A 6,000-nucleotide genomic window follows, 5' to 3' on the forward strand; every position below is an offset into this window, starting at 1 on the left:
TCCTTCGTCACTACGACGAAGCCCCAACACTCCTTAAATCACAACCTCAAATCTGTGCCATTGGTGCTGACGGGGAACAGTGCAAACGGCGACCAATCAGCGGGGCGACAAGCCTCAAGAGGGTGACAGGCGCTGGAGCTTGATGCGACGTGCTGATGGCTTCTTCACTCATTACGAAGAGGTATATATATCGACCTCTACGATCATGGTGGGGGTGTGGACGGATATTGGACGCGTTCTCACGCTTCCGGTCTCTTCGACGATGCCGAGGCGGCAATGAAAGATGCGCTTGGATCACTGACGTGGCTTGATGCACGAGTGGCGCGGATTGAATGACCGCTCTCCACCAATTCTTGCCGTTTCGCCCGGCAAGGGCTTTGCATACGATTTCGAACACCTTCTCTCCGGCGTCCCGTTTTACAGCGTCTTTTGCAATTTCAGCTGGACCTCGGGCGTTCTTTGACGCGAGGAAATTTCCTCTACCGATGGCGCAATCAGACGCTGGTTTGTGCGGCCTGAATAGCGAAATGTCCCCGAGAGCGAGAGCGTTCGATCCAGACTATGCGTGTATGAGGCACTGAGATCGAACCAGGATGACTTGCGGATTTGATATTCTCGAGAGGGGCTGTTGTATGACCACTGCAACTGCGCCACATCGCCGGGTACACTGCCTCGATCCTTGCCATTCCATTCGAACGTCGCGTTTGTCGAGTAGCGAAATGTCCGCTGGGTGCCTCGTCCATCTGTCGTATCGATCGGTGTACGTTCGTTGAAAAGATTGGCGCTGGTGCTTGCCTTGAGCCGAGGGACGATAGGGAAGCTGAGGTCGAATTGCGCGCCGCTGTTCCAGCTATTCCCCGAATTTACGTAGTTGTAAACGCTGGTGCCGGCGGCATTGACCAGATAATTCTTACTCCAAAGCTGGCGGGTCTCGCGCAAGTAGACGGTGGCCCCCGCTTCGACCTTGCCGGGCCGAAACTGCACACTGGCCTCATAGGCGTTTGTGCTCTGGTCCTTGAGATGGGGGTTCCCTTCGAAGAGGGTGTAGGCATCCTCGACCGTTCCGTAGGGCCGCAGATATTCCAGCGGAACCCTGTCTATCCGCTTGCTGAAGCTGGCCCCGAACTGCAGCTGTTTGTTGAGCTTGTAACTGGCATGAAAGCTTGGAAAAAAGTTAGCCCGGTTGATACGGATATCGTCGGCACCATGACTAGAAATTCGGCGCCGGTTGGCTTCACCGCGCAGGCCCGGTGCGATCGTCAAGGAGCCAAATGTTTGCTGAAACGAGGCATAGGCGGAAAATGTGCCGCTGCGCGCATCGTACGCATCGTTCATGTCGGAGCCGAACGAGCCGGTGCTGTCGTTACTGATGAACCGATAGTGCTGCGTCGTGTCGTCAAGATGCCAGGCGCTGCCCATCGAAAGGATCTGTCCTGGAGCCATGGGATGTTTCCAGTCGATTTGCATATCGATCGACGTCGAGGGTTTTTGCAGGTCGATCCGGTAACGGCGCCCATCACTGAACCGGGCATTGGTAACGTCGTGCACGCCCGGGTTGGTGTAAAACTGGACAGCCGCGTTGAGAGCTTCACCTTCTCGCGCGCCCGCGTGGTCGAGGTTCAATTCTCCAGTAACGAAGCTTGCGACACTGCTGAGGCGGCGATGCTCTGAGAACGGTGAGAAATCCGGGGTCACAGCAAGATAATTGACCTTGTCCGTAACGATATCGTGCCCGCCGCCGCCGCCCAGCTGTGCTGAAATGCTCGTTTTTGAGTCCAGCTTGTAGGATGCCTTACCGCTGAGACGTCCAACAGTGCCATCATAGGTAAACCGCCCGGTCTGGCGGTTGACTGTGGGCGCGCCGCTATCCTGCCTTTCAACGCTACGCTGCTGACGGTAGGTCCGGCGGGCCATGGTGCCAATGTTACCACCCGCTTTTAACTGGTAGGTCCAGTCCCCTTGTTTGTAGTTCAGGGTCGTATCTGCAAGGACATAGCCGTAGCTGGATTCCTCCAGGCTTGCGTTGCCCGATATCCCCTCTACCTGGGTTTTTCGCAGCACCAGGTTGATGACGCCACCCGCACCCTCCGACGAAAATTGAGCGGAAGGATTGGTGATCACCTCGATCCGCTCGATATCGCTTCCGTGAACAGTGCGCAGGTATTGCGAGGCATCGCCAATGTAAGGGCGACCATCCACATATATCCTGGTTATTCCAGATCCCAGTACCAAAATACGGTCGTCGGGCGTGATGGTCACCGCCGGGAGGCCGCGCAACAACTGGACGGCATTTTTCTGGGCGGAATGAGGAGTTTCACGGACCTGATAGGTTCGGCGATCAATTTTGAGAGTTTCTTTTGTCCGTGCCCCGATGACCTCAATGACATCAGTCGTATCCTCGGCAACGACGGCAGCAACTGTGTTCGGCAGGTCAGTCACAGGCATCCCGTCCTGAAATTGGCAATGGCGAGTATATCTCCCTTCATGTCAGCGCTTCACTGTCGGACTGTTGCCGGTGTGCGGCCACAATCCTTGACACCGTGGGCTCACTGATGCCGTAGAGCCTCGCCATCTCAGCGCCGGATTTCCGACCTGAGATGACAGATTCGGCAACTTCGCGACGCTGCTTCTCTCCGAGCTTGCGACGGCGCCCACCAATTCGACCCTCAACTCGGGCCTGGGCAAGACCGGCACTGGTGCGTTCGCGGATCATGGCACGCTCAAACTCCGCGAAGCTGCCGACCATCTGCATCATCATCCGGCCTGCGGCGGTCGTGGTGTCGATCGCCTCGGTCAGGGACCGGAAGCCGGCGCCCGCCAGTTCGATCCGCTCCATGATGTGCAACATGTCCTTCAGGCTGCGCGATAGCCGGTCTAGCTTCCAAACGACGACGACATCCCCTTCACGCAACTGGCCGATCATCTCCAGCAGCTTGGGTCGATCCCACCGCCCGCCACTCGCGGTCTCCTCGAACACGCGCTTGCAGCCGACCATATCGAGCGCGCGGCGCTGCGCGGCGTTCGACTGATCGTCGCCCTTCGACACCCGGGCATAGCCGATCAAATAGGGTTCGCGGTTCATTAGCCTCTTTCACAAACGGTCGTATCTGGAGGGGGCTGAGATGCCGACGGTTCTCCGCAGGCTTTCGCCTTTCACAATCCTCTTTCATTAAGACGCCGTAAGGCAAGAGGTTTTTGGAGGAAAAAGGTGCCGGCACGCATTCCTATGACCGAGCGGCAACGCAATGCCCTGTTGGCACTTCCCGATAGCGAAGAAATGGTGGTGCGGCATTGTAACCTTGATGCCGCCGACCTCGCGGCGATCGGGACCGCTCGCACCTCGGCGACCCGGCTCGGATATGCTCTGCAATTATGCTGTCTTCGCTACCCGGGACGGCACTTGCGACAAAATGAGCTGCTACCTGCGGTCATGCTCGACCATATTGCCGAGCAGGTCGGCGTGGAGCCGGACGTCATTGCGGCCTTCGCCCGCCGCAATCCTACCCGCTACGATCAGCTCGCCGGGATCAAGGCCAGATTTGGATTTCGCGACCTAGGCAAGCCGTTGCGCGCGGAGGTCATGGCGTGGCTGGTCAAGGAGGCGACGGGCATCGTTGACGGAAGGCTCCTGCTCGACCGCCTCCTCGATGAAATGCGGCGTCGGCTGATCGTCATCCCGGGAGCTAGTGTCGTCGAACGGATGGCCGGCGAAGCAATGTATCGGGCAGAAACGAACTTGATTGCGGAGATTGACGGCGGCCTTGATACCGATGCCCGACGGCGTCTTGACGAATTGGTCGATGACAAAGTGCATGATCGGCAAAGCCGCTTCTCCTGGCTTCGCGAACCGCAGCCTCGGGTTGCACCGGCATCGCTGATCGAAATAGTTGAAAAGGTTGGCCTGATCCGCTCGACGTGCGGATTGCCGCTATCAGTTGATCCAGGACATGGCCCGCGCATGGCCCAGTTCGCCCGCGAGGGTGTGCGTTATACAGCCCAGGCCTTCCAGCAGATGGGGGCAGCTCGGCGGCATGTCATTCTGCTCGCCACGTTGGGCGATCTGGAAGCCACATTGACCGATGCCGCCATCGGCATATTCGGATCGCTGGTGGGACGTGCCCATCTGCGTGCGCGAAAACGTCTTGAGCAGCGTGTGGCCATCTCTGGAAGCGAGGGGCGTGAACGGATGGTTCGTGTCGCCAAGGTCCTCGAGGCAATCACTCACGCAGCGCGGAATGGCGAGGATATCGGCGCTGCGATCCAGAGGGTTACTTCTCTCGACACGATCGAGGCCGATGCTGCGATCATCCGGCGTACGGCCATGCCGCAGCGTGATGACGTCCTCGACGAAATCGCGGCAGAATATCGTGCTTTCAAACGGCTCGGACCGGCATTCCTGCGAGCCTTTGATTTCCATGGCGGGGCGAGCACTACGGCGCTGCGCGAGGCGATGGCGGTTTTGGCCGACCTCGATGGTGATTGGCGCAAACCCTTTCCGGACCGCCCGCCGCTCGGCCATGTCGAACGGCGTTGGCGCCGCCATGTCATGGCTGATGGAGGAATAGACCGCGTCTATTGGGAAATGGCGACCTACAGTGCGCTCGCCAATGCGCTGGCCGCGGGAGATATCTGGGTTCCGACTTCCCGGCTGTATCGCTCGCTGGATACGCTTTTGATGCCGCCAGCAGCCGCTGCGCCGCAAACCAGGTTTTCGCTCGGTGACCCACATGCCTGGCTTGATGAGCGTGCCGCCAAGCTTGACAATGCCTTAATCAGCGTGGCGCGCAGCCTGGACAGTCGCGACGCCGCTTTGTTCGCCGGAGAGCGGCTACGTTTTCCCAAGGAACAGAGGGACGATAGTGGGGACGATGCAGGGCAAAAACTCGCGCACGCCTGCTATCGGATGCTGCCTGCCACACGGATTACTGATGTTCTCTCACAGGTCGAGCGCTGGACGGGGTTCACACAGCACTTCGGCCATCTTTCTTCCGGGTTACCGCCAGGCGACGAACGGGCCTTTCTTGCCACGCTGATCGCCGAGGCGACCAACCTGGGTATGTCGCGAATGGCAGAAGTCTGCGGCGCAGCATCAAGGCGGGCGCTACTGCGCATGCAGACGTGGCGCATGCGCGAGGAAACCTTCCGAGCCGCCCTTGCCTGTCTCACCGATGCCATCCATGCTGAACCGATCTCAGCCTGGTTCGGGGCGGGACACCGTGCTTCTGCCGATGGGCAGGCCTTTTATCTCGGTGGTGCCGGCGAGGCCGGGGGAGCGGTCAACGCGCATTACGGCCGCGACCCGGTAGTGAAGATCTACACGACGATTACCGACCGATACGCCCCTCTCCACCAAACCGTCATCGCCGGCACGGCGGGCGAGGCTATCCATGCCCTCGATGGTATCCTCGGGCACGACAGCAACGCCAATCTTACAGCTTTGCACACAGACGGCGGCGGCGTCTCCGACATCGTGTTCGCGGTGATGCATCTGCTCGGCCTCGATTTTGAGCCCCGTATTCCCCGTCTGTCGGATCGACGCCTTTACGCTTTCGAGCCCGCCGGCAGTTATGGCAAGTTGGCTCCGCTTTTTGGCCGAAAGCTCAACCGAGATATCATCGCCGGCCATTGGCCTGAGATTGCGCAGGTCATCGGCGCAATGCGTGATCGTACCGTGACCCCGTCTCTGATCCTGAAAAAGCTATCCGCCTACCGCCAGCAGAACAGCCTTGCCGCGGCCTTACGCGAGATCGGGAGGATCGAGCGGACGCTGTTCACATTGCGTTGGTTTGAGGAACCGGAACTGCGCCGGATAGTGACAGCCGAACTGAACAAGGGGGAGGCGCGCAATAGCCTGGCGCGAGCCATCGCCTTCCACCGCCTCGGGCGTTTCCGGGATCGAGGCCTCGAAAACCAACAAATCCGGGCGGCGGCGCTCAATCTTACGTCCGCCGCAATCATCCTGTTCAACTGCCGCTATCTCGGCCGCGCCGTTGACGAATT

Annotated in this window: 3 protein-coding genes; 1 reads left to right on the forward strand and 2 read right to left on the reverse strand. The window is 59.2% G+C overall.

What is annotated here, in order from left to right; all coding sequences use genetic code 11:
* Positions 1 to 417: 417 nt before the first annotated feature.
* Both LUA85_RS20645 and LUA85_RS20650 read right to left on the reverse strand, forming a co-directional pair.
* Positions 418 to 2,439, reverse strand: coding sequence for a TonB-dependent receptor (locus LUA85_RS20645; RefSeq protein WP_231472220.1), 2,022 nt, complete (start codon positions 2,437 to 2,439; stop codon positions 418 to 420).
* Between the two features lie 43 nt (positions 2,440 to 2,482).
* A complete protein-coding gene (locus tag LUA85_RS20650) occupies positions 2,483 to 3,082 on the reverse strand; it encodes a recombinase family protein (protein ID WP_231472221.1) in 600 nt (199 codons plus the stop codon).
* Between the two features lie 144 nt (positions 3,083 to 3,226).
* Between LUA85_RS20650 and LUA85_RS20655 the strand changes: the two genes are divergently transcribed.
* The coding region (locus LUA85_RS20655) for a Tn3 family transposase (protein ID WP_371823753.1) at positions 3,227 to 6,000 on the forward strand (2,774 nt) is incomplete at its 3' end.

Source organism: Novosphingobium sp. CECT 9465, assembly GCF_920987055.1.
Taxonomy (GTDB): Bacteria; Pseudomonadota; Alphaproteobacteria; order Sphingomonadales; family Sphingomonadaceae; genus Novosphingobium.

Bases quoted from the DNA above. Each gene is read 5' to 3' on its own strand.
- LUA85_RS20650 (WP_231472221.1), bottom strand. From the start codon at position 3,082: ATGAACCGCGAACCCTATTTGATCGGCTATGCCCGGGTGTCGAAGGGC.